Source organism: Flagellimonas flava (assembly GCF_900129665.1).
Lineage (GTDB): Bacteria > Bacteroidota > Bacteroidia > Flavobacteriales > Flavobacteriaceae > Flagellimonas > Flagellimonas flava.
In genome coordinates this window covers 859,694-884,712 of the sequence record NZ_FQWL01000001.1, presented here as the reverse complement: position 1 = coordinate 884,712, position 25,019 = coordinate 859,694, and the positions used below count along the sequence as shown (strand labels likewise).

Genomic DNA, 25,019 nt, shown 5'->3' with positions numbered 1-25,019 from the left:
GACTAGTCTTCCAAAGATTGAAGGTTGAACAAATTGAGTATGGTGGCCGGGTTCTTTTCCTTGCGAAGTTTCCGTTCCAATTTAGAGGTATCGGCATCACGCAGTTCCAACATGCGTTGGTCCAGATTGGTTAAGAGGTTACTTATATTTTGTGCATTACCGCAGTTTAGACCATCTATTACCTTATTAAGGACATGGGGAATCAGAACATTCTTATAGGCTCCGGTTATCCGCTTTTTAACTTCCTCATTCATAATATTGGCCATAAACGGATTCCATACGGCGTCCATATAAGTTTCCTGAATATGCTCCCATTTGCTCGGCAGATTCGCTATCTTCAAGGCCAGACCATCCAGCTGTTCCAAGCACTTCATTATCTGCTTACCTTGTTCAACTTTTTCGGGACTGTCCTCCATATTGGAGTATGATTTTAGTTGGTCCTCGGCAAAAGATTGAATTTTTTTCAACGCCTTGCTTTCAAGTCGGCTCGTTTGCGCTTGAAGTGAGTCAGTAAGCTTGTTCAAATGGTCCACGTTCGCAATCATGGTTTCTTCCAGGCCAATGACTTCCTGTAATCGACTTTCTTTTTGCAGTCTATCATTTAATAGTTTGGCTATGGAATCCAAGCTAGAAGAGGCGTATTGCAACATCTTCTCAGCAGAAAGAATATCCAAGGCTTTTACATCATAGTTTTCCAAATCCGGACCGCTAAAACTTCTGGTCATCTGATTGGCAGAATTAAGGATTTCCAAAGTTGGAGATGGCATTCCCTTGGGCCACAAATAATCCAGTAGTTGTTTTCTTGGAATGAATTCCAAAAGGTTTTCCCGTTTATAATCCAATAGTTTTCCATTGGGCTCAAGGAACCTAGTGTGAAGCTCTTGGGTTACCGCATATAAAAACTGTGCTTCCCCGTCGGAACGTCTTAGAATATTCAGCTGGGTGTCGTTTAGTAAGGATTGACTTATCTCAGACGACCGGGCGTATAGTTTTTCTAGGCTTTCAATTGCACCCGTTTCAAGAGAATCCAATGGATAATGACCTACCTTCACCTTAAATTCCGGTAAAAATTGCGATTTCCCCATGGCAGAAAGTATGTCATCAATCTCCTTGTAATGACCGGCATTTTGGGCAAGCAACTGACTAATTCCAGTGGTTTCCAGTTCTATAGACCCCAGACTTGCATTCCATAATTGGAGGATTTTCAGATATCGGGCATCAAGATTAATCACCTTTTCCTCAGGTAGCGAGCTCCCGTACAAGGACCAGGCCTCGGTGGCAGCATCATTAAGCTTTTCCACCTTTCTGAGCAGTCCATTGTCAAAAAACCAGCTTTCAGAAGTTCCCGAATCATTATCGGTATAGAGTGTCCAGACATCATGCGCCAGCCCATTTCTCAAGAACCGTCCCACCAGGGTGCTGGTCTCGTTTTCTATTTTGAAGCTTTTTTGGGGTATCCCATTTTCAAAGGTTATGGTGCTACTGAACAATTTTTCCTCAATCTCAGAATTCTCAATTTTTTTGGAATCAAACGTCCACAAACCGTTTGGCCTTCCCATGCTTATGGTTCCCGAAGCACCATTGGTAGTGCCACTTACGTTCAATCGATATTGCAAATCGATTACCTTGGTGCCCTCTCCGGATTGAAACTCCCCAAATTGAAAGTTCCAGTCCCCATTGGGATACCCATTTTTGAATCCTCCGATAAATGAAAAGAAATTGTCCTTATCCTCCAATAGCGCGTTTAGATTGGAGCGAATCATACTAAAAGGGCCATCAAGGATGGTATCCCCTTCTACGACCTGAAAGTCGTACTCGGCCTCACCTTGAAATTGACCTACGGTCAACGGGCCTCTAAAATGTTGCTTTTCCTGTGCTACGCCCCAAAAAGAGCCATACAAACATAAAAGCAACAGCAGTTTGGTTATTGGTTGTGTTCTCACATTGTTGATTTTCACCTGGTATAGGTTCATTCTAAATACGCATGTAATTTAAAATAGGATGTTTTTCAAAGTCATTTTCTCAAAAAAAAATGAAATCTTAAAAAATACCATGTCATTCTCTCAAATAGCACAACCGTCAATTCAAAACGGGCATTGGTCAATTGGGCACTTGGTCCCAGAAGTAGGATAGGTAATTTTTCAATAGCTATTTAATAATAACCAAGAACCAATCCCTATGAAAATTTCTTTTTATGTATTGCTTTTGCTCTTGCTAGTTTCCTCTAGCTGTAAAAATCAAGAAATGGAACATGCGCTGGCCGAGATGAAAGTGGAACTATCAGAGACAGAAAAACTAATACAAAACAATAATTTGGCATTGGAAGCAAGTCAAAAGCGTATTCTGCTTTACGAGGAAGTCGAACAAAACCTGGTCCAAGCATCCAATGAGGATTTCACCCTGCATGTTGATAAAACCGAAGATGACCAACTTCGACTTTCTCTTTGGGAATACCCCAATCCCACGTCTAAACTTCCCCAAATTGTACTTTATAGTGGGGAAATTAAAAAGACGGGGAATTGGGGAGTTAAACAATATTCCTTTGATGAAAAGGAACAACGGTTTATTGTTGAAACGGTTCCTCTACGTCGCGGTTCCAAAAGGTACCATGTGTTTTTGGAACGACTTGACAGCGGAGTTCCAAAATATTATGGTAAAATGACCGACCTAAAGACCTCGCAGCGCTAATATGCTACCGCAGACCTTAGGATTTGAAGTGTTCCAAGTCAATCGCCTTCTATGTGTTGATATACCGCTTGAAGAAGTTCGTCAACCAATTGATAACGAAGCAATGGACCGTTTTGGGACCTACTTTGGTTATTCAACATAGCAATACTCACTTTGGTTTCAGGGTCGTAGAACATATAGGACCCATAACCGCGCATTCCCCCGGTGTGCCCCCAATGGGATTTTCCGGCGAAGGTAACTTCCCGTATCCCAAGCCCATATCCGGTAAAAATAGTATCGTCAATGGGCTGAAAATCCAACATCTTTGTCTTGGTAGGTTCAGACAGTAGCGTTCCGTTAAATAGATGCTGCGGCCACATGGACAAATCCGAAGCTGTTGAGAAAACATCGGCAGCGGTATAGAATATACTATGATACGCTGGTCCAAATTCGGCCAAGATGTTTTGGAGTGTTCCGTCCCCATTGCTGTCCCGCCAAGGTGTGGCCACTGGACCAACAAGGTTTTCATTGGCAGGAAAATAGATGGAGTTCATTTGCAATGGACCAAAAAGTTTTTCCCTAAATACTTCACCTACGGTTTTCCCGGTAACCGCTTCTATGATCAAACCCAACACCAAATAATTGGAATTGGAATATTCATACCGCTCCCCTGGAGCAAAGAATGGTGTTCCCACATAATCTACCAATTCCAACGTAGGGATTGGTGTGTTTAAATCCCCCTCTACCCTTGGCCAGATATCAGGATGCCTAAAGTAACCGTGAAGTCCGGTAAAATGCCCTAACAATTGTTCAATGGTAATGGAATCGTCAATGTTTTCAGTATCTAAAGTGAGCCATAGGCTAATGGGATCATCCAAACTTAAGGCACCCTCCTCACTTAGTTTTAGTACGGTGGCTGCCACAAAGGTTTTGGTAATGCTGGCAATTCCAAATCGCATGTTGGCAGCTATTGGAGTGTCACCGCTGGAGATCCCCCCTTGTAAACTCCACTCTTCCACTCCATCTATCCTAATGGAAACCGATGCCCCCAGTAATTTATCAGTTCCAATTTTTTCATCAACCAGGGTCTGTAATTCTTCGGCAAACAAAGCCTCTTGATCCACTGGTGGTGTCTCATCGACCTCATTGCTAGAGCATCCTGATAGAAATACACTGGACATTAAGGTCATAGCTATTAATAGCAATGGGGCGCAGCCGAGTTTAATATGAGTGAAATATGTTGGTCTTATACAGGTCATAAACTTTATTTTGAAGCGTTCAAGTATTTTTCAGGAATTTTATGTTCTTCATTTTCGGCGGCCCAGGTGGTGCTAGCAATCCACCAGCGACCATCCACCCATACCAATTGATAACAATTAATTCCCTTTTTATCATAGGTCCCTGTAAGATTTTTGGCATGGTAGGACTGGAATGCATTTGCCACTCCGTTGAATTCATTGACGGTTAAACCGGTAACTACTTCATCAAAGCCATCCCTGCCATATAAGGGGCCAACATATCGTATAAACTCTTCAACCGAGAAAGATCTTGCGCGATTTGAAGGGTTCTTGGCTTTGGGATTCAGCAAAATCTTTTGGGCAGTCGGGAGAAATAAGTTCCTATAGGTATCCCAATCTGGCTCCTCGCCAATTTCAACGGAAATAACTTCCAACATTGTATTCACCGTTTCTTCCACGGTCTGATACTTTTGGTTTTGTGCATGGGATAAAAACCCGAGGGTAAACAGGAATAAAAAAAGTAGTTGTTTCATTAAGCGGTTCATTTATAAGTTAAACTCTTCCAAGCCATTTCCAGAGTGGTTGATACCATATCTTCCGTGACTTCGAACTCGTGATTCAGTTTAATCTGAATTATGGTGGATAAGCTGTTGTAAAGCCAACGCATGATTAGTACAGGATTGGTATTAATAAGCATACCTTCTCTGATGCCCTCTTGGATCAAATCAAAAGCTACTTGATAATATCCACGGGCATACTCCCTGAGTTGATTTGAGATCAACGGGGAATAGCTGTAGGTATCATGAAACCTAAAACGATTGGGAAACTGCGTATAATAATCATAGCCCTTTCTCCATAGCAAATCAAAACGAGACTTAAAATCAAGCTGTTCCTCTTCATGGGTAAAAGCAATGTGCTTCCCCAAGGATTCTAAAATCTCGAGGTAAACGCCCTCAATCAATTCCTCCTTACTTTTAAAATGATGGTAGATGGTTCCGACAGCTACTTGGGACTTTTCTGAAATCAGCGCCATGGAAGTTTTCTGGATTCCTTGATCCACAAAAAGTTCTAAGGAGGTTTCCAGCAGAATGGCTCGTTTTGAGGTAGTGTTAATCATATAGACTGAATGTTCATTCGGTAAATTACAAAAACTTACCAAATGAACAAATCAGTCCTTGTTAAAATTGAAGTCAGGCCATCAGAATAGAAACAATTTCTTAATAATTCGTTTTCTCATTTTGAAATAGACCTTGCCGTAATCCTTGGATGCCGAACGTAATCCGGAATTTGAAAAGATGGCGACGGTCATATCCTGTTTGGGAAAATAATAGAGGTCCGTGGTTATACCTATTCCCCTACCCGAGTGTCCCATCAAAAATTTGTAAGGAAAGCTTTTGTCCGCCATTAGTCCCAGCCCATAATCTGGATTTTTTTCGTCGTTCCATGTCATCATTTCCTTTAGGGTATTTTCGTTCAAAATTTCACCGTTCATAAGCTTCTGCAAAAATCGGCTCGCTTCTTCAACAGTGCTATATACCCCATCATCACCACTGTACCAGTTTGTAGTCTCGATAGTCTCCGCGGAAAGATTCTCCGTAATGCCATCCTCATTGATATCCCCATAGTGCTCCACCAGTCTTTCGGGCGGTGTCTCCTTATAATAGGTGTCCTTTAAGCCGTACTTTTCAATTAACTCTTTCCGCATATAGCTCGAATGTCCTTCTGGGACAACCTTGTCCATGATCATGGATAGCAACAAATAGTTGGTGCTGCTATATTTATATTCTCCCAGGGGTTTGGTATGTTCGGTAATTCCGTAGGCATAATCCCTCAAGGCATCCATGTGGGAAAGTGTGTCCAGCTTTAGGTTTCCCGTTAAATAAAGTTCATTCAACTTTGGATTTCTATTGTAATTGTATAATCCGGAAGTATGCCCCAGCAGATTTCTAACGGTGACATCTTTTGCCGTTGGAAACCCTTCAATGATTTCTTGGGGCAAATACTTTTCAATCTTGTCATCCAAACCAATTTTCCCATCCTGGACCAATTTTAAAACAGCGACGGCAATGTACATTTTTCCAATACTTGCCAAACCAAAGATATTGTCCTTGTCCAAGGGTGTCTTTTGTTCCAAATTGGAATACCCTGAAGTTCCCACCCAGGTACCCAATTTTGGACTTTTAATGTAAATGGATACACCCACAAGTTTCTCCTTGGCAGCATCATCCATATACTCTTGAATCTTTGCCAGTTTTTTTTGTGGTTGTTGGGAATAACTTAGGCTCAATGCCAATCCACATGCTATGGCTGCAAGCACAATCGTTAATTTAATTTTTTTCATGATTTCTTGTTTTTTGATTACTCCAAAGGAATTTATCCTGCCGGGCAATCAAAAGAAAAAAGGACAAGAACTGGGCGAAATGCTATTAAATAAGGTCCGAACTGCTATGGTACCACTTTCTGAATTGCGCGGCCTTCAATCTACTCACGGTTATTTGATGCTCTTCCAAGGGGCTCATCAGACCAATATCTATTTTGCCGTAGGTGGATGGGGAAATAGACGCAATCCTATCCTTCTTGACTATCGCATTCCTAGATGCTAAAAAGAATTGGTGTTTTGGCAGGTGGGACGTTAAGCTGTCCAAGGTTCCCGGATACACCGCTCTCGCCGCTTGATAATACACCCATACCACTCCATGTTGAGTTTCCGCATGAATGACATCTGCAATGGGGATCCTAAGATTTTCATTTCTTCGTTGGAGCTCAACGTATGCGTCGGATTTATCCAACTCCACCTTAATCTTGTTTAGCGTTTCTTTGGAATCGTCCAATTCATGTTCAGCATGCCTCCAATTTCTATAGAAGTGTACAGCCCATTTGATTAGTGTAAGTAACAGTGCTACGAGAAAAACACTCAGGTTGATGATCACAAGCTCTTTTGCAGTATAAAAATCATCACCTATCAACCAAATATATAGATTGCCTACCCCATTTAAAATCACCAACAAGGTGAGGGTCAAGAAGCTTAGTTGGTAGACAAATCGCTTCCCCAATTGTCTTGTCCAAGGAATACGATTTTCCAATTTGCCATCTATAAAACGGTTGATTTCTGTAACCAGAATAGAAAAGGCTATGGCCGTTACAAACTCCTGAAGAATAAAATCGGGATTGTTGGGCTTAAAAATAAAATTGATGAGAATGTTGGCAATACATCCCAAAAGCAGTGGTTCTAAAAACCGCCAAAAGTCAATTTTAGCCATTCCCATCCAATATAACTATAACTTTTCTGCCAATATGGATATCATAGTCTTGATTCCCTCCCGATAGTTGCCCAATCGCAGGTTCTCATTGGGGCTATGCTGGTTATTATCCATATTAACTGTAGGAACGATAACGGCTGGAACGCCCAAGGTATTTACAAAAGGAGCAATGGGAATAGACCCACCTCCCATTCTAATTTTTATTGGTTTCTCACTAAATGCCTTGTCCAAAGCGCTATCCAACCAATTTCCGACTTCGGAGTCTATCTCTGTACGAAAGGATTGATATGAAATCTCATGGGTAAGAGTGGCGATACGATGGTGGGCCAAGCGCTCCTCCTTTGTGGGCACCCTGTCCAAAACCAGATATCCCTGATCTTGAATATGGTCTCGCACCAAATTGATTAAACGTGCAGGATCAGATTCCAACACCAATCGAATATCAATTTCAGCTCTGGCCCAGCCGGGTACAATCGTCCGAGCCTTTTCATCAATCCATCCAGATTGCATCCCACGGATATTCAAGGATGGATATTGAATGGCCTCCTGATAATTGGCCCCTACCTTATCTATAGCCGCAATTTGCAGTTTTTCACGGATAACCGTTTCGTCGTCGGGAACACTTTTCAATATCGCCTTGGCCTTCTCGTCCAAAACAATACCGTCATAATATCCGGGTATGGTTACACGCCCATCTTCATCTTTCATGGAGGCCAGCAATCGAGAAAGTCGCAAGGCCGGATTGGGAGCATAGTTGCCATAATGGCCGCTATGCTGCGGAACAATGGGACCATAAGTGGTTAAGGTCACGGTTGCGATGCCCCGAGCCCCAAATACAAGGGTAGGTTCATTGGTGATGTGTCTCGGCCCATCGAAAATAACCATCATGTCCGCACTTAAGAGCTCCCTATTGTCCAAAACCGCTTGGGGAAGGCGTGGAGACCCAAGTTCCTCTTCAAAATCCATGATTACCTTGATGTTGTAGTTTGGGTGAATGTTCTTTTCCTGTGCCGCATCCAAAGCCGCCAAAAACATGGCCACCGGCCCCTTGGCATCTGAAGCGGACCTAGCAAAAATCCGCCAATCAGGGTCAAAGCTTTCGATTTCAAAATCTTTAACCGCTTCCCACTCCCCCACTTCATTTTTTCTCTTGACCACGGGGAGATATGGGTTTTTTTGAAACCATCGGGTAGTGTCCACGGGCTGGCCATCAATCTGCAAGTACACCAATACCGTTTTTTTGGCTCGTTTTCCATTTAGTTCTGCCAAAAGCAGTGGCGCCACAGCTGTTGGGATTCTTGTAGTAGTAAATTTTCGGTGCTGGAATTCCCGTTCGCACCATTGTACATTTTTCTCCAAATCTTCAGGAAAAAAAGCATCGTTCGGGATGCTCAAAAGCTCAACCAAAGATGGAAAGGATTTTTTGGTATAAGCATCCGAAAGGGCATCTAGCTCCCCTTCCGCCCATCTTTGGGAAAAAGCTGTAGTGACTAGTAGAAAACAAAAAATGGTCTGTGTTAATTTCATAGGAAAGTTCGTTTTATCAATTGATCAATCTGATGGATTTAGATTTTTTCGTAAGGCACTTGGCCTAATCTTGAATCGGTTGTAAAAAGCATTTGAAAAATTGCCCACGCTGGAATAGCCCACTTCATAAGCAATAAAAGTAATTTTATCGTTTGTGTTTTGAATCTCATTATATGCCCTTTCCAGTTTGAGTTCAATGCAAAAATCCACAACACTTTTACCAAAGATTTCCTTGAATCTGGTTTTGAGCAGATATTGATTCATTCCCACAGCCTCCGCTACATCTTTAATTGAAATTCGTTTATGTTGATTTTGAAGAATATAATCCTTTGCTTCCAAAATTTTCTGCTTCGAGTCATCTGTGTTCTGGAGTTCTTGGGAAGTTCGTTCCCGCAAAAGAGGAATGGAATGAAAAATAAGGTCTATCAATTTGGCTTCAATATAAACCTCCCTTAGATTCCCCGTGAAAGGGTTTTGTTTGATATCCTGGATGATTTTCCTCGTATTGGAATCCAAGAGCGCATATCCCTGGTCGAGAAAATACTCATCGTTCATTTCAATCACACGCCTTAAATCCCTCAATTCCTTAAAATCCTTTAGAAATGAATTTAGGAAATACTCTGGTTTCACAATAAAACCAAAACTTTCATAATTACAGTTTTTGGGAAAGTGGATGGCACAATTACCAAGTCGTTCATAAATAACTGTGAAGGTGTTGGGCTTAATTTCAATATTATCAATTAAATCGGCCACTACGGTGCGTGTATTCCCCGCCAATTGAAAATGAAATTGCAACCATTCTTCGCTTACCTCCTTGTAAATTACCACTTTCTGACTGGTTTGAAGCTTGGTGAAGTAAACCAGAAATCCATTGACCTCCAATTCTTCTTTATGACCTTGATATCCTTCCCCCTGTAAATTCAAACCCTTTTTTTACTAAGCTAAAAAAAACTGTGCAACAAGCCGTTCCTTTTTCAAATAGCATAACCAAAATCCCATATTTAATAAGTGAAAAAGAGACATGGAAATTAGTTTTGAAGTAAACTGAACGCCCATGTCCAAAATAATTTCCTTGGTACTTCTTGTTTTTCTATGCTTCACCGGAGTAGATGCCCAGAACGGTTTGGCCATTAAAAAGGCAAAGGGAAAAATAATTGTTGATGGAATCATGGATGAGGAGGACTGGCAAATAGCCGCCATAGCAGATAATTTCTCACAGTATTTTCCTGCGGATTCGGTTCCGGCCAAGGCCCAAACCGAGGTTAGGATGACCTATGATGACGACAATCTGTACATTTTTGCGAAACTGTTGAATTTAGGTCCTAGGGAATACGTTACTCCTTCCCTACGGAGGGATTTTAGGGGTGAGGCCAATGATGTGTTCAGCGCTGTCATTGACACTTATGCCGACCGGAACAATGCCTTTTTGTTTGGGGTAAATCCGTTTGGTGTACAACGCGAAGGTTTAATTGCAAACGGAGGAAGCACACTAAGTTCGGATACCTTTTCCACAAGTTGGGACAATGTCTGGTATTCGGACGCCAAGGTATTTGATGGCTATTGGACGGTTGAAATGACTATTCCATTTAGAACGCTGCGCTATAAAAAGGATTTGGATAACTGGTACATCAATTTTTATCGGTTTGATAGCGCCTACAGCGAACAATCCACCTGGACACCCATTCCACGAAACCAATTTATCATTAATCTTGCCTTTACCCAACAGCTCAAATGGGATGAACCGCTGGCATCGGCCAAAAAAAATATTTCTTTCATCCCCTATGGGATTTTCCGGAATTCCAAGAACTTTGAAGCGGATACACCCACAAACAATACACTGGATTTTGGTTTTGATGCCAAGGTAGGATTGGGGCCCGCCATGACTCTAGATCTAACCGTAAATCCAGATTTTTCCCAAGTTGAAGTGGATCAGCAGGTGACGAACTTGGATCGTTTTGAGATTTTCTTTCCGGAGCGTCGGCAATTCTTCCTGGAAAACGCTGACCTCTTTGGTGGTTTTGGCATAGATGGGACCCGACCTTTCTTTTCGCGCAGAATTGGGGTAACTAGGGATGAATCCACAGGTCAGAATGTTCAAAATGAAATATATGGTGGGTTGCGGCTAAATGGGAAATTGAACCAGAACCTTCGGTTGGGGGTTTTGAACGCTCAATTGAAAGAAAATGAAGCCATTGGTCTGCCCTCCACCAACTACCTGGTTACCGCCTTGCAGCAGCGAATCCTTTCCAGATCATATTTGAGCGCTACCTTCATCAACAAACAGGCCTTCGTGGATTCCATTGGTGGTAATTTTACCCTTTCTCCCAACAGCTACAACCGTACTTTGGGACTGGATGTCAACCTGGCTTCTAACGACAATGTTTGGAACAGCAAGGTTTTTTACCACCAGTCCTTTGACGAGAGCGATGCCAATTCCAGTTATGCCCTGGGAGGCTTTTTAAACTATAGTACCTATCGATTTGAGTCGAATCTATTGGGACAAAGCATTGGGGCCGGTTACAATCCGGAAGTTGGCTTTGTCAGGCGGACCAATATTTTTCAAATGACACCCCAATTGTGGTTTAATCAATATCCAAAGGAGGGGCGGATACAAAAACATGGTCCTGGGGTTTCCGGTGATATCATTAAAAACAACAGGTCTTTTGACGATTTGGATTGGAATTTTTCCCTTAACTATAGATTCAATTACAGAAGCACGGCTTACTTGGAATTGGGTGCCCAAAAACAATTCACGTTATTACTGAACCCTTTTGACCCCAGTGGTCTCAACGGAACGCCCTTGGATGCAGGAACTTCCTATTCCTATTCGTTTTTGAAAGCAACTTATAGATCCGATGCCCGAAAGATATTCTCCTACAATCTCACTTCCCAACTTGGGGAATACTTTAATGGAACCCTTTACAATATTGGTGGAACCCTAACCTACAGGTACCAACCCTTGGGTTTTACTTCCCTGAACTTTGCCTATAACAATATCCGATTGCCAGGACCCCAAAAAGATGCGGATTTGCTATTGATAGGGACTCGATTTGATTTTACGTTCACTAAAAGCGTGTTTTGGACCACTTTTGTCCAATTCAACAGTCAAATACAAAACGTGAACATTAACTCTCGCTTGCAATGGCGCTTTAAGCCAGTATCCGACGTCTTTTTGGTGTATACCGACAACTATTTTGCCGAAAGCCAGACGGAAAACGGAGGAATTATTGCTCCTAGCATCCGTTTTCCAAGACAGCGGGCCATTGTGCTAAAAATTAATTATTGGTTGAACCTTTAGATCTTAGGTTCCAACATAGGAAACCCTATAAATCGCATCCCCAAAGTCATCCGAAATCAGCATGGAACCATCCTTAAGGAATAGAAGGTCCACAGGCCTTCCAAATTGGTCCTGGGTTGCATCATTTAACCACCCATCAATGAAAGGCTCATAACCAACCGCTTCGTTTCCAGAAAGGGTCACCATGGTAATTCTGTAGCCTACCTTCAAAGAGCGGTTCCATGAACCATGCTCTGCCATAAAAACCTTCCCTTCATAGTTTTTTGGGAACATATTACCCGTATAAAACTTCACCCCCAACGGGGCAACATGTGCACCCAAAGCCTGGACGGGGGCTATGTAGTTGTCGCATGGGTGTTCCGCATCGCCAAACTCAGGGTCTGCGATTGTCCCTCCATGACAAAAGGGGTATCCAAAGTGCTGACCAGCTTCCGAGGCCCTATTTAATTCGCAAGGAGGGACATCATCCCCCATCAGGTCTCTTCCGTTATCAGTAAACCATAAATCTCCCGTTTCAGGATGCCAGGTAAAGCCAACCGTGTTCCGGACGCCCTTGGCATAAATCTCCCTATTACTACCATCCGGGTCCATCCGTGTTATGGTAGCATAGCGTTCGTCTTCGGCGGAGCTTTCGCAAATATTACAGGGAGCCCCAACGGGAACATATAACTTTCCATCTGGGCCAAACGCAATGTATTTCCAACCATGATGGAATTCCGTGGGATAATCATCATAAATCACCTCTGGCGCAGGTGGGTTGTCTAGGTCTTGTTCCACATCGCTATACTTCAATAATCTATTTACCTCGGCAACATAAAGATCTCCATCCCGAAAGGCAATTCCGTTGGGTACTTCAAGTGTGGAATCCAATACTGTGATTTTCTCAGCCCAAAAATCACCATCCATATCCTGAAGCGCATAAACAGTTTTCTCATTTCGGGTACCAACGAAAAGAGTCCCATTATCACTCATGGCCATGGATCTTGCACCATCAATGCCTTCGGCATATACCTCTATTTTAAATCCTTCAGGAAGGTTTAGGCTATCTAGTGGTAGGCTGGTTTGGTGTACCCTTTCCTTGGGTTCCGCAGCTGTTTCCTTCTTTGGAGCTTCTTTTTTACCATTACAGGCCATTAGAATTAAGGTGATAAAAACCACAAGGTTGAATCTTCTAAACATAATCGGTTTTAATTTGTTAGTTGTTCCTATAGAGCATTGGTCGTAAAATCTTGGTTAACCAATCTGGAATGCTTTACAATCCCATTTCTATTTTACTGACCCGTGAAATTAATGAAAAAAATTCTGGCTTCTCACCTGCTATGATGTCGGTTCATAGGGTTAAAAAAACCAGTGGACAGCCTATTTATTGAAAATTAAAAGGTCAACTGGCTTTTCAATGTTCATATTCAGGTCTTCTCATGCTGGTTTTAGGACAAAATACGGTTTGGATGTGAAACAGTTCGGACAAAAATGGTCTTTTGCTACTTCATTAATCAATATCATATGAACAGAAAATCATTCATAAAGAAAAACCTCCTAGCTGGAGGTCTAATGGCAGTGCTACCCCAAATAACAACAGCCAATCCAATTTTTCAGGAGGAGCCAATTTTTGATCATGAGCTGATTACGGACTTTGTGTTTGCGGCTCATAAAAGCTTGGAAGAAACCAAAAAAATACTTGATAAATACCCTCTGATCCTGAACTGTGCCAACCAATTTAAAAAAGGAGATTTTGAGACTGCGGTAGGCGGCGCAAGCCATATGGGGCGTAAAGACATTGTGGACTTTCTAGTTTCAAGGGGAGCGCGATTGGACATTTTCAACTATGCCTTTTTGGGCTACGGGGATTTCATCAAAAAAGTGGTTACCGACCATCCCCATCTTCTGCGTGCTCCAGGTCCACATGGGTTTAGCTTGCTTCACCATGCGGAAGTAGGCAAACATCCAGAGTTGGTTTCATGGCTTCAAGACAAAGGATTGACTGAAAAAATATTCAAAGGTATCTTTTAAAGGAAACCATGAGCTTTGAATCTTTTACTGCTGGCAAATCTTATCTTTGTTAGGTCGCTTTGTAGGTTTAATTGAGCACATATGCTGTCCATGATCAGTGAAAAGAAGTTTTACCTATGGTCCACCGTTCTTTTGGTGGTCATCTTCGGTATTACCTTGGTCCAAAACGTAATTCGCTATCAGCACCATAGTAGCTATAGCATTTGGACCTCCATTGTTTACCTTCTTTTTTCAATTTTGCTCTTTATCCCTGTTATTGTCCTTACCGTTAGGGTACAAAAAATAATTAAAAAACGGTTCCGAAGCACTTTTTGGTTGTTGGTGACTGGCTCCGCTTTCCTCACCTTGGGTTTGTTCTATTTAATATCCAATGCGATTCTTCATAGTATTGGGTATTTTGACCACTATGTTGATATGGAGTATGCACGTTACTATTTTGGGCGTGAAGCACTTTATCATCTGCTTCTGATTTTTGTTGCGGCAATTTATGTTTGGACAAAAGCTGCAAAAAAAAGAACACTGGATGTTTACAAAGGCAGAAAAATGATCAAGCTTCAAGTTGATGATGTGGAATGGATTGAAGCAGAAGGACATTACCTAAACTTGAATACCAAAGGGCAGGTCTATCTGAAAAGGGAAACTTTAAGCGCACTTTCAAAAGAGTTGGCACCTGACTTCATTCGAATCCACCGAAAGTACATGGTAAACAAGAATTGTATTCAGTCTATGGAAAAACACAAAAGAGATGAATACCTGGTTTTGTTGTCTGGAAAACGTCTTAAAATAGGACAATCATTTAAACCCATTGACTGGTAAGTCCATCTTACCGGCAGATTGCCTTATGTCGTTGAATGGCGTATTGGGTATTTCCTATCCGCCATCTGCCTGCATTTAAGTAACCCATATTTATGGGATAAGAATTGTATTGACCGTTTGCAAAATTCACTATGAGCGACGGAGTTCCTTGAATTTGTTCCACTTTCCAGGTTCCCACGTAAGCTCCGTTACTTGCGCCATGTGCATTTCCGCCATATCTACCTTCTACACTGTATGATGCTTCCTTGCTAACATTAAATGTCCCATCACCACAAAAATTCACATAGGTCAGGGAACTTGCTGTATCGTCCAACACAAGGGACGAACGCTGGTAGTATACCAATTGACTTCCCGCGATGTAACCTGTAAGTTCGGGGTAGCTCCCACCATCCATTGAAACGGAATGGTTGTCGGCCGAACCTCCTGTGCCTGATAATACGAAATAAGGTTTTAAATCCACATTGGCCAATTCATGCTGTTGACTTGTTTGGTGATACACGATAGTATTTCCTTGGGCTTTTACGGAGATACCTCCAGCTATGGCGCTGGTAACATAAGGAATAGCCGAACTTCCCGCAAACAATTCTCCTTTAATGACCTCACCTTCCATTTCACCTCTAAAAGCGAACAAATTGCCTCCAGAATTCACCACGCCTTGATATTGCCCATCTTCATACTTGACCTGTGCAGTCAATTTTTGGTCTTCGCTTAAGAAAGTTCCGGTAAACCGTTGGTCCTGTGCATACGCATTCTTAAGAAAGAATACAAACACCAACAAGGTCAGTACACTTAAGTTAGGGGCAGTTAAAGATTTCATGAAAAAGACTCGATAAAACTTGGCAATTAGCTAACTCAAGGCAAGTAAGAAAAAAACACCGCACTTAAAAAGAGAGTATTTATAAACGGTCTATTTCTCTGTATCAAAGGCCTGGAAATCCCCAGAATAGGAAATCCCTGAACGATGTGTGCTGTTCACATTGATTGTACTGAAACTATTTGGCACCAATTTGGCCGCAATGGTATAGGTCTCCGTGTTGTTGTCCATGGTCATTTTCAGTCGATACCCTTTGCTTTTTTCATCCTTTTCCAATTCCATTTTTTTAGGTATGCCATCAAAACGAATGGCATTGTTCAAGGTATTGTAGCCCCCTCCTATTTGACGGTCACCGTAATACGGTAAGTACACGGAGAGACTATCACCAATAACCCGTAGATAGCCCGGATTATCCAAGAGGTTTATCCGTGAAGGAGTATCCTCTGGGGCCAATAAACCCGCATTGGCCAATGCTGTAAGGCTGTTCAATGAAACAGGTCGCGCCCATCTGGCCCTAATCTCATAATTGCCATTATGTACCAAATCTTCAAAAGCCTTATACTCCTCAGGGGTAAGTTCGCTTACGCTCGAAGATGACCCACACCCCATCATAGTGAGCACGGCAATCATCCAAATAGTTTTCTTCATATAGTCCATTGCTTCTTTTTTTGTTTTCCTTTAAGATACGAAATCAACCGCATTGTTGTCAAGCACCAAAAATTATTCCAAGATTACCCCTATATTTAATCCAACCAGACCTCTTTTTATGAAATACAATTACCTACCGATTTGTACTGCGTTCTGTACGCTCGGTTTCTTCTTCACCCAAGCCCAGCAAACTCAACTTATGGATTCCATTTCAGATAGGCCGCAATTTGAAGCCGTTGTTCTGGAAAATGATCCCCAGATAGATGGTGAAATCATCAATGATCCCATTTGGCAGCAAGTTCCTGCCATTGAAAACCTGATTCAATTGCGTCCCAATTATGGGCAGCCCGTATCTGAGAAAACAGTGATACGTGTAGCTTATAGCAAGAGCACTTTTTACGTCGCTGTCGTCTGCTATGATTCCGAACCGGAAAAACTCGTCGTCTCAGATTCGCGTAGGGATGCCGACCTCAACGATGAGGATAGTTTTTTGTTTATCATAGATACCTATCACGACCGCCAAAATGGGTTTTTATTTGGAACCAATGCCCAAGGAATGGAATATGATGCACAGATAGACAATGAGGGAAAAGGCAATTTTAACGCCAACAGACAACAAGGAGGGGTTATTGGAGGTACCAACATCAATTGGGATGCTTCTTGGATGGTACGAACGCAAATGGGGGATTTTGGCTGGAGTGCAGAGTTTGCCATTCCATTTCGTTCGTTGCGGTTCGCAGCAGGATCAAACAAGACTTGGGGACTGAATTTTAGACGAAATATCAGTAAGAATACAGAAACAGCCTACTGGACCTCCCTGCCCCTTGGCTTCGACATGAAACGCCTGTCCCTTGCTGGGAAGTTGACCGGTCTTAACCTTAGAAATCCCGGAAACCTTAAATTGATTCCCTATGCGTTGACCCAATTTGTAAACAATAAAGCTGTAGACCCCTCAGAAACGGACACCAATTTTGAGGTGGGAGCCGACATCAAATACAGCATTACGCCAAGCTTGACACTAGACCTCACTTATAATACAGATTTTGCACAGGTGGAGGTGGACGATCAGCAGGTGAACTTAGACCGTTTCAACTTATTTTTTCCTGAGAAAAGGGCTTTCTTTTTGGAAAACGCGGGACAATTCAGTGTGGGAAGTCCGGGAGAAGTAGATCTCTTCTTCAGTCGAAGAATCGGCATTGGGGATGATGGCGATCTTGTGCCTATCATCGGAGGCGCAAGACTTTCTGGTAAAGTAGGGCAAACCAATGTGGGTTTTTTGAGCATGTTCACAGATGATGTGGAAGAAGCGGCCATTGTTAAGAACAATTTTACGGTGGCAAGGGTCAATCATGATTTTCAAGGAACCCGATCCTCCTTGGGTGGTATATTTATCAACAGGGAAGGCTTGGGCGATATTAATGATGACCATAACAGGGTTTTCGCCATGGATGGGAAATGGGGTATTGGCAACAAAGCAGAGATTACAGGGTTTGTGGCCAAAAGTGTAACCCCTGGTATCGAAGAAAATGACCATGCTTTTAAAATCTTAGGTAATTATAATTGGAATGGCTGGGATTTGCGAGCAGGATATACTGAAGTTGGTGAGGGGTTCAACCCTGAAGTTGGATTTTTACAACGGACTGCTTTTCGTAAACCAGAATTTCTGATTTGGAAGGCGCACCGATTAAAGAATGCTGGTAATTTGTTGGAGATTAGGCCCCATGTCTCCTATCGGGGGTACTGGAATTTTGATGATGAGCTGGTAACTGGATTTCTGCATGTTGACAATCATTGGGAATTTAAAAGCGGATTTGAAATCCATACCGGAATAAATTTCACTACGGAGCGCGTTTTGGAGGAATTTACACTTTCCGGCGTACCCATTCCCGTGGGCAATTACAGAAATGAAGAACTGCAGTTTGTGCTCATTACCAATCCCAACAACGCATTTTCATTGAGCACACGGACTTTTATCGGGGGTTATTTTAATGGAGATAGGGTCTCTAACAGCGGAACGGCCAATTACAGGATTGGAGACCGTTTTATTTCCTCCTTAAATTTTAGTCATAGCGATATACAATTGGATACAGGCAATTTTACAGCACTTGTAGGCGGATTGCGGTTATCATACTCGTTTACCCCGAGGATTTTTCTACAAAGTTTGATTCAACGGAACAATGTATCTGAAATCACCTCAGTGAATGCCCGCTTTGGATGGTTGCAGAATGCAAACACGGGACTTTTTGTGGTTTTCAACATTGTAAAAGATGACAATGATCTGGATTTATTGAACAATCAGACCATCACTATAAAGTACACCCACCGATTTGATATCCTAAACTAAACTTGAGGTTACGACTTATTGTCCCAAAGGTTATCACCAAGAATCTTGGGCATGACTTCTTTCTTGTAGTTCCGACTCAAGGGAATTTTGTGGGCCTGTATTTGAATTTCGTGTTGTGCTACACCCTCTACCTTATCCAGTGCCACAATGAAGGATTTATGCACGCGTAAAAAAGCAGTGGAATCCAGCTTTTCAGCTACGTTTTTTAAAAAGAGCAACGTAAGGTATTTTCGTTTTGTGGTTTGAATGACCACATAATTCTGCATGGCCTGGACAAAGAGGATTTCATCTTGAAAAATCTTCTCATATTTCCCATCGCACTTAATAAAAAAACAACTTCGCTCCTCCTCTCGCTGTGAGAGAACTTCCTGGCCATTAAGCAATGTAAATTGTTGTTTTGCCTTTGTGGCAGCCGAGAAAAAGCGATTGAACGAAACTGGTTTCAATAGATAGTCCAGCACATTGAGGTCAAAACCCTCAATGGCATAATTGGGAAAGGCCGTGGTGAGAATGGTCATGGGTGGTTTGGGATTGGACTTTAGGTATTCCAACCCGTTCATCAGGGGCATTTGCACATCCAAAAACAAAAGGTCAACTTGCTGTCCTAGTAATTGTGGAATCTCCAAGGCGGAACTCCCTGTACCCACACATTCCAAAAAGTCCACCTGCTCAATATAATTGGTTATGCATTCTCTAGCCAAGGGTTCGTCGTCTATCACTACGCAATTGATCATCCTACTGCCTTTTTAAGCTGAACCTGCTCTTCTTTTTTAAGCTTCAAATCCAGATGCACTACATAGGAATCCTCTTCTTTGGATACCACCAAATTGTGTGATTCCGGATAAATGATGGCTAATCTACGCTTTACGTTTTTAAGCCCCAGTCCACCGTAGGAAACTCCCTTGGGCAACTCATGTCTAAGTTCAAAATTTGCACTATTGGCTAAATGAAATATCAAACTCCCCTCTTTTACCTGGATTCGAAGCTGTATCCATTTCTTAAGTTTTCGGTCTTCGGAGATATGTTTAAAGGAGTTTTCAATAAAAGGAATCAAGATAAAGGGAGCGATACTATACTCCTCTGAAATGGTGTCTGGCCAATCAATCTGCAGGTCAAAGTTTTCGTTTTGCCTTAGACTTTCGAGTTCCAACAAGCTTTTAATGTAGGCCAATTCATTTTTCAATGGGATTTGGTTGGCATTGCATTCATACAACTGATAGCGCAAAAGATTGGAAAACTTCACCAAGGACTCCGATGCCATCTCCGGGTTTTTATCAATCAAAACAAAGATGGAATTGATCGTGTTGAACAGAAAATGAGGATTGAATTGCGACTTTAAGAACTTGAGTTCGGTCTCCAATTTTTCCTTTTCCAAAGCTTTTTGTCGTTTTTGGGTATCGATCCAAATCTTGGTCAATTTGATGCTCATCCCCAAAGTAATGGCCCCAACGCAAGAAGGCAAAGCATTGTGCTTAAATAAGGTTACTGGGGTTTCCGGAAAAACATTGAACAATTCGTAAACCGTTTTATCCGTAAGCAGGGAAGCCAAATAGTAGTTAAAAGTGATGCCGACCGACATGAAAAGTACCACCCCGATCACTGAGGTGAAAAACAAAAAATACCTTCCCTTTTGAAGGAATTTGGGAATGAGCACGTACAAACAGAAGTAGACGCCCACGGCTTGATAGACGACATAACCCAAATATTTGACCACGCCATGTGCTTCATCAAAATATCCGAGGACCTCCACTAAGCTTCCCGCATAAAGGCTCCACCAGGCAAGGTGATAAACTGCCCAAAAAAGAACATGGTGCAATTTAAACCGCCATAGGACCGCAAAAAATGAAGACAGGTTTTGTAAAGCCATTGGTATTCCTTCTTGTTCCAAGATACAAAGGACACCTTTATCCATCAAATACCCTCGCTTTTGATTGACATCAGGTCAAGAATAATTGACGAAAGACAATTTTAGCACTTCTTAGCTCGAAAAAATGATGGATGTATTCCAAAATCCCCTCTCATAAATCAATTCCATACCGTGGTCATTCTCTTTTGAAGAAGCAAGTGGAAATAGGCTTCTTGCCTTCAAAACACAACAATGCAACGTATTCAAATTCTTTTTTTAATAGGTTTTCTGGGAATTCATGGTATGTATTCTCAGTTAAGCGGTTCCATAACCGATGAACAAGGCACAGCCATTGCCTACGCCAATGTTCTGCTCTTACGGCAAACGGACCAAGAGATATTGACCGGTGGGACCAGCGACGAGTCTGGGCACTTTCGACTGGACCAACCTCAACCTGGTCAGTATATCTTAAGAGTGAGCCTGCTTTCTTACGAGAACTGGGAGTCGGAACCCTTTGAAGTGGTTTCAAATTCAAAGGAACGCACCTTCCCTCCTGTTACCCTGGCAGAATCCGTAACCCAACTGGATGGTGTTTCCATTACCGCACAACGAAAACTAATCCAGCGTACACCAGAAGGCAATGTGATCAACGTACAGCAAAGCATACTGACCAAAGGCAGTAGCGCACTTCAATTGCTTGAGCGTTCTCCCGGGGTTATCCTGGACCAGCGAAACAACAGCTTCTCTTTAAACGGTAGAAGCGGTACACTGATTCTTATCAATGGAAAAACACAACGTATCCCTACCGAAGATCTTATAGCCCTGCTCAATGGCATGAGCGCGGACAGCATAGAAAAGATTGAACTGCTCACCAATCCATCCGCCAGATATGATGTGGATGGCAATGCCGGAATCATCAATATTGTATTGGCCAAAAATGAAAACACTGGACTACGGGGCTCATTTGGAGCCAATCTGGGCTATGGGGAAGGGTTGAAAGAAGGGCACAATTTTTCCTTGACCTATGGTGGGGAACGGGGCAGTTTATTTGCATCTTATAATTTTTTATATGATGACACTTTCAGTGGTTGGATCGCTAAGGGCGTTTCGGATATTCCCGTACTTGGCGGCAATACATCTATTGAGTTTAAAAGTGACCGCTTTGAAATCAACCGAAGTCACAATACCAATTTAGGCTATGAACACCAGCTATCGGAACATTCAATTTTAGGCGGAGGATTACTCTATAACCATTCCAGACCTAAGCAAAGGATTCAAAATCGCGGGCTTTACGAGTTTCAGGTCAATCCTTTCCTGGAGGCACAAATAGAACTCAATGGGGCAGGAAGATGGTCCAATATAAATCCATCCCTGTTTTTTGAGAGCGCTAACGAAAAACGCTCGTTTCAGATTGGAGCGGATTTTATCGGCTATCGCAGCAAAACTCCAAACCAAGTAAGAAGCGATTATTTTGATCGGGAGGGCCTCCCTTTCGACCCAGAGAATGAAATATATAACCGTGGAAATCGGGGTCTTAATGAGACCGATATTAACATTGGGGTCTTAAAGTTTGATTATCAAAAGCAACTTAGTGAAGCGGTATCCTTGGAAGGTGGGATTAAGGCATCTTTGAGCGAGACCATAAATGACGCCCGTATAGAAATCCAACAAGGTGATGTTTTTATTTCCGATGAACGCTTTATCAGCACTATTGAGAACCGGGAAAAAATTGGTGCCATCTACGGGATTGCGGCTTTTTTACCCAACACCAAAACGGATGTACAGCTAGGGCTTCGCTATGAATATTGGGATCAGGCCTTTGACGATTCCAGCTTGGATAGAAGTTTCGGTAAGCTCTTCCCTTCCGTGTTCTTAACTCGATCATTTTCCGATACCACTTCCCTGAACTTGGTGTACAATAAGCGTATCACCCGTCCCAACTATTCTGATTTGGCCTCTTATCTGAGTTATAACGGTCCCACCTCCGTCTTTAGCGGAAATCCACAGCTACTGCCGGCAATTACGGATAATGTTAGCCTTACCTACAACAACAAGGGTTTTAACATCTCACTAATGGCAACCAACGAACAGAACCCTATAGCACGCTTTCAGATTACCAGAAACGACCTAAGCAATATAGCGGTGATTGCTCCAGTGAATCTGGACTACCAGCGCAGTGTGGATATGCAAACTAACCTTCCAATCCGACTGAGTCATTGGTGGAACCTGAACCTGAACGGCACCATAGGTGTACGGAACTTTAAATTGCTGCATACCGTGGGCCAAGTGGCACATTCCTACTTTCATTACAATTTTAATGGGAACCAGACCATGCTGCTTCCAGGAGATTTTTCTTTTGAACTTTCTGGTTGGTATACCTCTGAGCATTTTAATGGAAGTATTCGCATAGATGGTTTTGGAGCTTTAAATGCGGGTATTAAAAAAGACTTTGCCAACGGAAGCAGTCTTCAATTTGCTGTGACCGATATTTTTCAAAGTGTGGATATCCGTTCTCGAATTGGTGTTTTGGATGAGGAGGTATACGGCGATGTTTTTACCGTGGACTATAGTCCAGAATCCGGTTTTTCACGAATTTATAGGATCAGCTTTACCTACCCCTTTGGAAACTCAAAAGTGAAAAAGGGTAAAACCCGTTCTGGAGCGTCCACAGAGAAATCAAGGATTTAGACCAAAGTTTTAGCTTCTTTTTTTTCGTTTAGACCTAAGTAGTAGATAACATATACCGATAAAAGATAGGAAAGCGCATACAACCAAAATAATTGGAATTCGTTGTAAACTTTGACCGTAATACCAACCTGAGACCAGGGCGCCCAATCCAATCCCTGCTTCAAGAGCAATGAACATGGTGGCAATAGCCTTTCCTTTATAGTTAGGTTTACTTAGGTCGATAGTCCAAGCATTGATTCCAGGGGAGACAATGCCCATACCCAAACCATAAACAGTTGCGCCTAAAATCAATCCATTCTTTGAAGGTATTCCCGCTAACAAGGTCAATCCAACGCAGAGTAACGCCATTCCAATCCCAATGACCTTGGTTCTCCCATGGATATCGGAAAGCTTACCCGCAACTACTCGTACCAAAAGAGATGCCACAGTAAAAACGATAAAAAATACCCCTTTGTTGGTATAACCAACTGCTTCCGTCCAATCAGGAATCAATGTCAGTACCACCCCAAAAGCAATATAAGAAAGGAAAGTAACCACTGCCGAAGGCAAGGCCTCCTTGGCGATGATTTCATGCTTGTGAACTCGAAGTAGGTTCCATTTAAATCGGCGCCTAGTGGATAACGTCTCTCCAAGGTTAGCGATAAGAACCAACGCCACTAGGGACACTAGGGATGAGCTGTAGAATAGTACCTCATGGGAGAAATGAAGTTTGATGAGGCTACCTAGTGCTGGACCTAACGCTAAACCTGTACTGAAAGCAATTCCTTGAATGCCCATGGCTTCCCCCAATCTATTTGGCGGAACAATATCGGAAACATAGGTTGAGGCAGCCGTAGGGGTAAAACCCGTTGAAAAACCATGAAACAATCGGAGCAATAAAAACCCGAACACCGAGGTGAAAACCGTGTAGAGTCCACCGCATACCAAACAGACCAAACCCCCAATGAGCATGACCGGTTTTCTACCGATGGTATCCGTGAGTTTTCCACTAAAAGGTCTGGAAACTCCGGCGGTAAGGGTAAACAAGGAGATAATCAGTCCAATGTATTCTGCTCCTCCCATGCTAGCCAAATAAGAGGGCAATTCTGGGATGAGCATGTTATAACTCGCCGAAAAAAACAAGGAACCTAAACAGACCAAAATAAATTTGGGGGAATACAAACGTTTCTTGGATGATTTTATGTTGATTTCAGCTGTTGACATCGGCATGCGGATGTTGTAATTTTATGGGCAAAGGAATGATATCCTCTAAACAAGCAAAAGGACATTTGTCCCGGTTATACTATGATCAGAACCAACATCACCCTATCCAATTACATGAACAAGCTCTGGGAAGCCGGAAATGTCGGGGTGCGACGAGAAGCCTTTGGACCCAAACAAGAAATAATAGCTCAGGACAGAAGGTATACCAAAGTGCATGTGATTACAGAAGGCATTGTCAAGTGCTTTATTTCCGATGAGAACGGTAAAGAATTTATCCAGGAATTTTTGGGGGTTGGCATGGAATTCGGTGAGCTGGAAGCTTTTAATAATCTAACCACAATTTGCTCTGTGACCTCCATTACCAACTTGGAAACCTTGTCACTAAGTCATAATCTCTACAATAAACTTTTAGATGAGGATAGAGTATTCAATAAACTTATAATGAAATCTTTAGCAGACAAAATAAGATATAAAGCTCCGCGTCATTCCTATCAACACGCCTACCCTATTGAGGACAATATTATTCGCCTTAAAGAAACGTTTCCAGAGTTTACCGAGGTGATATCCAAGAAAGATATTGCCAACTATATCGGGGTCACTCCAAGAAGTCTAAATAGGGCTTTAAAAGAGCTCAAGGAAAAATCGGATCGCTCCAAATAG

21 protein-coding genes are annotated in these 25,019 nt (G+C 42.3%); 7 read left to right on the top strand and 14 right to left on the bottom strand.

All coding sequences use genetic code 11. The features are described 5' to 3' along the window. Positions 1–2: 2 nt before the first annotated feature. Positions 3–1,943: a hypothetical protein gene (locus BUC10_RS04065; RefSeq protein ID WP_131819041.1), complete on the bottom strand. Its 1,941-nt coding sequence runs from the start codon at positions 1,941–1,943 to the stop codon at positions 3–5. A gap of 235 nt (positions 1,944–2,178) precedes the next feature. Between BUC10_RS04065 and BUC10_RS04060 the strand changes: the two genes are divergently transcribed. Then, positions 2,179–2,688 carry a hypothetical protein gene (locus BUC10_RS04060; RefSeq protein ID WP_073176595.1) on the top strand — a complete coding sequence of 170 codons (510 nt, stop codon included), beginning with the start codon at positions 2,179–2,181 and terminating at the stop codon, positions 2,686–2,688. A gap of 38 nt (positions 2,689–2,726) precedes the next feature. Here the strand turns inward: BUC10_RS04060 and BUC10_RS04055 are convergent, their stop codons facing one another. From BUC10_RS04055 to BUC10_RS04025, 7 genes are all read right to left on the bottom strand, one after another. Continuing rightward, entirely contained in the window at positions 2,727–3,926 is a 1,200-nt protein-coding gene (locus BUC10_RS04055; protein WP_084732529.1) for a serine hydrolase domain-containing protein, read from the bottom strand. A 5-nt stretch (positions 3,927–3,931) separates the two neighbouring features. Next, the gene (locus BUC10_RS04050) at positions 3,932–4,438 is read right to left on the bottom strand and encodes a hypothetical protein (protein WP_084732528.1); all 507 of its coding nucleotides are present in this window, start codon (positions 4,436–4,438) and stop codon (positions 3,932–3,934) included. Positions 4,439–4,446: 8 nt separating this feature from the next. After that, positions 4,447–5,022, bottom strand: coding sequence for a TetR/AcrR family transcriptional regulator (locus BUC10_RS04045; protein WP_073176593.1), 576 nt, complete (start codon positions 5,020–5,022; stop codon positions 4,447–4,449). 81 nt (positions 5,023–5,103) lie between these two features. After that, positions 5,104–6,246, bottom strand: coding sequence for a serine hydrolase domain-containing protein (locus BUC10_RS04040; RefSeq protein ID WP_131819040.1), 1,143 nt, complete (start codon positions 6,244–6,246; stop codon positions 5,104–5,106). 85 nt (positions 6,247–6,331) lie between these two features. Further along, positions 6,332–7,165, bottom strand: coding sequence for a LytTR family DNA-binding domain-containing protein (locus BUC10_RS04035; RefSeq protein ID WP_165614849.1), 834 nt, complete (start codon positions 7,163–7,165; stop codon positions 6,332–6,334). Positions 7,166–7,180: 15 nt separating this feature from the next. Further along, positions 7,181–8,692, bottom strand: coding sequence for a M20/M25/M40 family metallo-hydrolase (locus BUC10_RS04030; RefSeq protein ID WP_073176590.1), 1,512 nt, complete (start codon positions 8,690–8,692; stop codon positions 7,181–7,183). A gap of 24 nt (positions 8,693–8,716) precedes the next feature. Next, positions 8,717–9,616, bottom strand: a complete 900-nt coding sequence (locus tag BUC10_RS04025; RefSeq protein WP_073176589.1) for a helix-turn-helix domain-containing protein — start codon at positions 9,614–9,616, stop codon at positions 8,717–8,719. A gap of 130 nt (positions 9,617–9,746) precedes the next feature. On the opposite strand from BUC10_RS04025, the gene BUC10_RS04020 reads away from it, so the two are divergent. Next, positions 9,747–11,990 (top strand): DUF5916 domain-containing protein, encoded by a 2,244-nt coding sequence (locus tag BUC10_RS04020; RefSeq protein WP_073176588.1) that lies wholly within the window; start codon positions 9,747–9,749, stop codon positions 11,988–11,990. A gap of 3 nt (positions 11,991–11,993) precedes the next feature. On the opposite strand, the gene BUC10_RS04015 is transcribed toward BUC10_RS04020, so the two are convergent. Continuing rightward, the gene (locus BUC10_RS04015) at positions 11,994–13,169 is read right to left on the bottom strand and encodes a PQQ-dependent sugar dehydrogenase (protein WP_073176587.1); all 1,176 of its coding nucleotides are present in this window, start codon (positions 13,167–13,169) and stop codon (positions 11,994–11,996) included. Between the two features lie 324 nt (positions 13,170–13,493). On the opposite strand from BUC10_RS04015, the gene BUC10_RS04010 reads away from it, so the two are divergent. Continuing rightward, positions 13,494–14,000 (top strand): ankyrin repeat domain-containing protein, encoded by a 507-nt coding sequence (locus tag BUC10_RS04010; protein ID WP_084732527.1) that lies wholly within the window; start codon positions 13,494–13,496, stop codon positions 13,998–14,000. An 81-nt stretch (positions 14,001–14,081) separates the two neighbouring features. Beyond that, positions 14,082–14,816: a LytTR family DNA-binding domain-containing protein gene (locus BUC10_RS04005; protein WP_073176586.1), complete on the top strand. Its 735-nt coding sequence runs from the start codon at positions 14,082–14,084 to the stop codon at positions 14,814–14,816. Positions 14,817–14,823: 7 nt separating this feature from the next. Here the strand turns inward: BUC10_RS04005 and BUC10_RS04000 are convergent, their stop codons facing one another. Then, the gene (locus tag BUC10_RS04000) at positions 14,824–15,633 is read right to left on the bottom strand and encodes a hypothetical protein (RefSeq protein ID WP_073176585.1); all 810 of its coding nucleotides are present in this window, start codon (positions 15,631–15,633) and stop codon (positions 14,824–14,826) included. Positions 15,634–15,723: 90 nt separating this feature from the next. Continuing rightward, entirely contained in the window at positions 15,724–16,287 is a 564-nt protein-coding gene (locus tag BUC10_RS03995; RefSeq protein ID WP_084732526.1) for a DUF4251 domain-containing protein, read from the bottom strand. Positions 16,288–16,477: 190 nt separating this feature from the next. Between BUC10_RS03995 and BUC10_RS03990 the strand changes: the two genes are divergently transcribed. After that, the gene (locus tag BUC10_RS03990; protein ID WP_245812771.1) at positions 16,478–18,622 is read left to right on the top strand and encodes a DUF5916 domain-containing protein; all 2,145 of its coding nucleotides are present in this window, start codon (positions 16,478–16,480) and stop codon (positions 18,620–18,622) included. A gap of 8 nt (positions 18,623–18,630) precedes the next feature. Here BUC10_RS03990 and BUC10_RS03985 read toward each other — a convergent pair whose 3' ends face one another. Together BUC10_RS03985 and BUC10_RS03980 are read right to left on the bottom strand one after the other, a co-directional pair. Then, complete coding sequence (locus BUC10_RS03985) at positions 18,631–19,356, bottom strand: LytR/AlgR family response regulator transcription factor (protein ID WP_073176583.1); 726 nt, start codon at positions 19,354–19,356, stop codon at positions 18,631–18,633. Continuing rightward, positions 19,353–20,489, bottom strand: a complete 1,137-nt coding sequence (locus BUC10_RS03980; protein ID WP_073177169.1) for a sensor histidine kinase — start codon at positions 20,487–20,489, stop codon at positions 19,353–19,355. Before BUC10_RS03980 ends, BUC10_RS03985 begins: the two co-directional genes overlap by 4 nt. A 231-nt stretch (positions 20,490–20,720) precedes the next feature. Between BUC10_RS03980 and BUC10_RS03975 the strand changes: the two genes are divergently transcribed. After that, positions 20,721–23,156 (top strand): TonB-dependent receptor, encoded by a 2,436-nt coding sequence (locus tag BUC10_RS03975; protein WP_084732524.1) that lies wholly within the window; start codon positions 20,721–20,723, stop codon positions 23,154–23,156. 9 nt (positions 23,157–23,165) lie between these two features. Here BUC10_RS03975 and BUC10_RS03970 read toward each other — a convergent pair whose 3' ends face one another. After that, entirely contained in the window at positions 23,166–24,359 is a 1,194-nt protein-coding gene (locus BUC10_RS03970) for an MFS transporter (protein WP_073176581.1), read from the bottom strand. 81 nt (positions 24,360–24,440) lie between these two features. Here BUC10_RS03970 and BUC10_RS03965 point away from each other — a divergent pair, with 81 nt between their 5' ends. Beyond that, entirely contained in the window at positions 24,441–25,019 is a 579-nt protein-coding gene (locus BUC10_RS03965; RefSeq protein ID WP_073176580.1) for a Crp/Fnr family transcriptional regulator, read from the top strand.

Bases quoted from the DNA above. Each gene is read 5' to 3' on its own strand.
- BUC10_RS04060 (WP_073176595.1), top strand. From the start codon at position 2,179: ATGAAAATTTCTTTTTATGTATTGCTTTTGCTCTTGCTAGTTTCCTCT.
- BUC10_RS04055 (WP_084732529.1), bottom strand. From the start codon at position 3,926: ATGACCTGTATAAGACCAACATATTTCACTCATATTAAACTCGGCTGC.
- BUC10_RS04050 (WP_084732528.1), bottom strand. From the start codon at position 4,438: ATGAAACAACTACTTTTTTTATTCCTGTTTACCCTCGGGTTTTTATCC.
- BUC10_RS04045 (WP_073176593.1), bottom strand. From the start codon at position 5,022: ATGATTAACACTACCTCAAAACGAGCCATTCTGCTGGAAACCTCCTTA.
- BUC10_RS04040 (WP_131819040.1), bottom strand. From the start codon at position 6,246: ATGAAAAAAATTAAATTAACGATTGTGCTTGCAGCCATAGCATGTGGA.
- BUC10_RS04035 (WP_165614849.1), bottom strand. From the start codon at position 7,165: ATGGCTAAAATTGACTTTTGGCGGTTTTTAGAACCACTGCTTTTGGGA.
- BUC10_RS04030 (WP_073176590.1), bottom strand. From the start codon at position 8,692: ATGAAATTAACACAGACCATTTTTTGTTTTCTACTAGTCACTACAGCT.
- BUC10_RS04020 (WP_073176588.1), top strand. From the start codon at position 9,747: ATGTCCAAAATAATTTCCTTGGTACTTCTTGTTTTTCTATGCTTCACC.
- BUC10_RS04015 (WP_073176587.1), bottom strand. From the start codon at position 13,169: ATGTTTAGAAGATTCAACCTTGTGGTTTTTATCACCTTAATTCTAATG.
- BUC10_RS04010 (WP_084732527.1), top strand. From the start codon at position 13,494: ATGAACAGAAAATCATTCATAAAGAAAAACCTCCTAGCTGGAGGTCTA.
- BUC10_RS04005 (WP_073176586.1), top strand. From the start codon at position 14,082: ATGCTGTCCATGATCAGTGAAAAGAAGTTTTACCTATGGTCCACCGTT.
- BUC10_RS04000 (WP_073176585.1), bottom strand. From the start codon at position 15,633: ATGAAATCTTTAACTGCCCCTAACTTAAGTGTACTGACCTTGTTGGTG.
- BUC10_RS03995 (WP_084732526.1), bottom strand. From the start codon at position 16,287: ATGGACTATATGAAGAAAACTATTTGGATGATTGCCGTGCTCACTATG.
- BUC10_RS03990 (WP_245812771.1), top strand. From the start codon at position 16,478: ATGGATTCCATTTCAGATAGGCCGCAATTTGAAGCCGTTGTTCTGGAA.
- BUC10_RS03985 (WP_073176583.1), bottom strand. From the start codon at position 19,356: ATGATCAATTGCGTAGTGATAGACGACGAACCCTTGGCTAGAGAATGC.
- BUC10_RS03980 (WP_073177169.1), bottom strand. From the start codon at position 20,489: ATGGCTTTACAAAACCTGTCTTCATTTTTTGCGGTCCTATGGCGGTTT.
- BUC10_RS03975 (WP_084732524.1), top strand. From the start codon at position 20,721: ATGCAACGTATTCAAATTCTTTTTTTAATAGGTTTTCTGGGAATTCAT.
- BUC10_RS03970 (WP_073176581.1), bottom strand. From the start codon at position 24,359: ATGTCAACAGCTGAAATCAACATAAAATCATCCAAGAAACGTTTGTAT.
- BUC10_RS03965 (WP_073176580.1), top strand. From the start codon at position 24,441: ATGATCAGAACCAACATCACCCTATCCAATTACATGAACAAGCTCTGG.